This window comes from Acinetobacter sp. CY17 (assembly GCF_059515825.1).
Map to the genome: position 1 here is coordinate 1 of NZ_JCAKMX010000050.1, position 3,899 is coordinate 3,899.

Here is a 3,899-nt window from a genome sequence, read left to right on the forward strand (position 1 = left end):
TTGAGAAAGCATGGTCTGTCTTAAAAAGTAAAGTCAGACATATGGTTGCTCAGAATAATAAAACACTTCCGGAAGCTTTGGATATTGCGTTTAGGATGATGTAGCTTATGTTTTATATTTAGCTATACCTTCAGCTTGTTCTGTCCTACCAAATTTATTATAAATTCCCAATGCATTATATGCTCCTCTATCTAATGCATGAACACCGGGTCCTGAATGAGGGTATAACTGCCCATCACTTTTCTGAGCATAAATTCGACCATTTGGTAATTTATGAAGCAAATCCCCAGTTTTGGAATCTCTACCTATATTTTTTGCTCCCCCATTACGTATCAATCCAGTATCTTCTTTCATATTTACTGATCGAGTAACGACAGTATTATTACCTTTTGTTGTAGAATTCTGTTTTACTGATTGACTATTGTGTCTTGGGTTTGGCTCTCGTATGTTATTTTTTTCATCATCATCATTCGGAGGCATGCCTGTAGTCGAATTACCCGAAGTCGATGGCACCCCTTTGGGGTGAGCTTCTTTCTTTTCTTGTCCACTCATCCCTATCGTAATACCTATCGCAGCTAGGGCCTGTGCCGTCTTTTCAATAACTTTGGCACATCCCACGGGATTTTTCACACAATATGCTGCAACTGCTCCACCAACCACGATCGGTGCTGCATTATTTTCTAAATTTGCTCGGTTATCTTCTACTTGAGCTTCTATTAAATCTCTGAATATTGCTTGTTCTTGTATATCTAAGGTTGAAGCTATTCCATTTACTTCATTCACAAACTTTTGTACATCATACCCAGTGCCTAGCTTAACTGCCGTATTCACTCCTAAAGCCAAGATATCTTCAGCTACTGATTTTAGATTATCAGGCAAATCTTTCTGCTCTTGAACGATTTCAGCACGACCACTCTCCGTCAGTAAGCGATGATCTACCGTTACAGTACCATCAAGCATACCTGTGGTCTGATCACGAGTAATTTCTTGGGTATTGTTGATATCACGGTTGGTGGTATCTGTCACATTCGTCACAGTACCTTGACCTAAGGTTGCCTTGGTCAGTTGTTCTGTTTCTTGCCCGCCACTATTTAAACCAATGGTGGTCGAACCTTTGGGATGATTAGCGGCTTCTTTAGTTCCTTTTTGTGGAATACCAATACTCGTTGATACATTAAAGCCACTGCTACTGTTATAGTTGTGGTCTTCGATATCTTTGAGTTCTAATGCACCTGTATAATTCAGTTTGCCATGATCAGTCAGTGAGCCATCAGCATTCTTTGTTGCATTGGCAATTACACCGCCAATATTGGTGACATTTTTTACACCCATCGCATCAAGGTCTGCATCGTTCTGTGCATTTCCAATTAAAAGCTTACTGGTGTCATTTACCCAAACTTTATCATTTTGCTCTTTGGTTTAGGATCAAACCAAATGGAAATATTACCTCGGTTAATTCAGGCTCGATTATAGGAAGACCAATTCGTTGTACGATAGGGTTTAGGTACAGGCTTATTCATGTTGAAATGATATTACTGAATAAGCCTTTTAGGCTATGTTTATGCAACAAAGCCTGTCTCATTCATAAAATTAATTAATAAATTTCATATAACATGTATTATGTCATTTTAGAAAATTATTTATGCAACATATTTAAAAACTCATCAAAAGTATCTGCTATTTTTATAACACGCATCTTACTATCACCATTTTCATCTTCTATATAATCATCATGATACATAATTACCACCATTGGCTCATCAGTTGTGGGGTTTTTGCGATAATCAAAAGCAATATAGTCCCCACCTCCATTAAGACCAAAACTAATAATTTTTTCATCACCATAGACATCATAATCTTGAAAATCATCAATCTTTGTGGCATCTACCTCGCCGAAACTACAAAAGCTAATACTTGATTCATTATCCTGACTTTCATCATCTAAATAATTGAATTTATTATTTACAAATTTGACTCCATTATGCATTGAAATAAGTTTTATAAAAGAATTAGGGAACTTTATTTTAAATTTCTTCTCAAACTCATTTATCACATCTAATGACACACTGCCAGAATCGTATCTTATAGCTCGCACTTTACTTTCCTCCACTCAAACTAGCTTCTCCAATATGACTTACAGACTTATGAATATTCTCTGGGATTAACTGAAAATTATTAGGTCCAGACTGCGCATTATGATGCCAAGTATAGCCTTTTATTTTGTCAGACCCTGCGGAAATATCCGACAATTGGTCTTTAGAAAATTGATTTTTATCTACTCTACCCGACTCAATTTGTTTTTTTAAATCTAGAGTAGCTAACTCCATTTCTTTAGTACGTCTTGTCCGATCAGACATATTCTCATAACCCTTAGGTTTGTCAATTTTAGTTGTATATTTTGCATAATTATCAAAAACCGGTAAACCTCGAGAATCATAGGCAATATTTGCAGTTTTTACTTCGTTTGTTGAAGTATCCTTATACTCAACTTTTACGGCTTTATTTCCATAACTATCATATATAACTTCAACACCTTTTTCTTTATTAGAGTTCACACGTTGGTATGGATTATTTGCAACTGTCGTCGATTTAATACTCTCTTCACCATATACAGCTTCTAAATCCTTACGAGTTTGATTTGGATCATATAGCTTTGTTAACTCACCTCTATGTCCTACACCTGCTGTACTAACCTCAACATCCTTACCATCAATCCTAATTGTCTTCGCAGCACCACCAATGCCTAATACTCCAGCTAAGAAGCCTACGCCATCTTTGGTACGTTGTAACTGCTCAGAAACTTGTAAGGCTGTTTGTGATACGGGGTCATTCAGATTTGATAACTGTTGCTTTGTACTATCTGAAGTATAGCCAGAAACTGTATCATAGCTAGTATCTCTGACAACTGCCGTAACTTCATTTTTAAGAGCATCACCAGCTTGTGCTATTTGACCTCCAGCTACAGTATCAACTATTAGGTCTTTCGCTAATCCAATTGGCCCACCAAAGGCTAAAGACAAGGCTAATCCTGCTGTTTCAGGATCAATTCCTGTTTTCTCTATCGCATCATTTACCTTATAACTTACTGCCGCACTTTGATCAAAGAGCTGGATTGCTAAGTTACTTCCATCGATGACTTTAACTACATTTTCACCAGCAATACTCGCTTCATTACCGTGTACCCCCTGAACAAGTACTGCAACACCTTTTGCTGTAACTACGATTGTTGGTAATACAAATGTTCCTTTATACGGTTGATTCGGATCAAACTCAGCTGCTTCAACTGTACTATTAGATACCTCTTGCTGACTAGCTGCCGTTAAAACCTGACGTACAATTGAACGAGCTGTATCATCACTGACTTGATATTCTTCAGCAATTTGTTGCTGAATCTCATTCAATGTTTGTTTGGCTGTATCATTTAGCTCTTTCGCAAGTGGTAGGACTTCTTTATTTAATAAGGCTTCGTACTGTTCTGCTCTCCACCTTGACGTATAAATTCTTTGTACCCTTCATAAACTTCATCGCCACCATTCGCTAACATTTCAGGGTTATTAGCCAATCCTGCCTGAATATTATTTAGCGAACTTAAGGCACGTTGTTTATAGGTATTATCAGGTAATGCCTTGATAATGTTTTCAGCACTTTGTCTAACGTTCTCTTGTAAATCCTTCTGCTGCTGAATAATCTCAGCACGACCACTTTCAGTGAGTAAACGATCATCTACCGTTACAGAACCATTCAACATGCCTGTCACTTGGTCACGAGTAATTTCTTGCGTGTTGTTGATATCACGGTTGGTGATATCTGTCACATTCGTCACAGTACCTTGACCTAAGGTTGCCTTGGTCAGTTGTTCTGTTTCTTGCCCGCCACTATTTAAACCAATGGTGGTCGAA

2 protein-coding genes and 2 pseudogenes are annotated in these 3,899 nt (G+C 37.5%); all 4 read right to left on the reverse strand.

The features are described 5' to 3' along the window. Positions 1-840 precede the first annotated feature (840 nt). A pseudogene (locus tag AC5YCI_RS16075) lies at positions 841-1,332 on the reverse strand (hypothetical protein); the annotation flags it as partial. A 304-nt stretch (positions 1,333-1,636) separates the two neighbouring features. Further along, entirely contained in the window at positions 1,637-2,065 is a 429-nt protein-coding gene (locus AC5YCI_RS16080; protein ID WP_496175926.1) for an SMI1/KNR4 family protein, read from the reverse strand. A 31-nt stretch (positions 2,066-2,096) separates the two neighbouring features. Continuing rightward, on the reverse strand, positions 2,097-3,401 hold the full coding sequence (locus AC5YCI_RS16085) for an HNH endonuclease (protein WP_496175927.1): 1,305 nt from the start codon (positions 3,399-3,401) through the stop codon (positions 2,097-2,099). A gap of 53 nt (positions 3,402-3,454) precedes the next feature. Beyond that, positions 3,455-3,899: pseudogene (locus AC5YCI_RS16090) on the reverse strand (hypothetical protein); the annotation flags it as partial.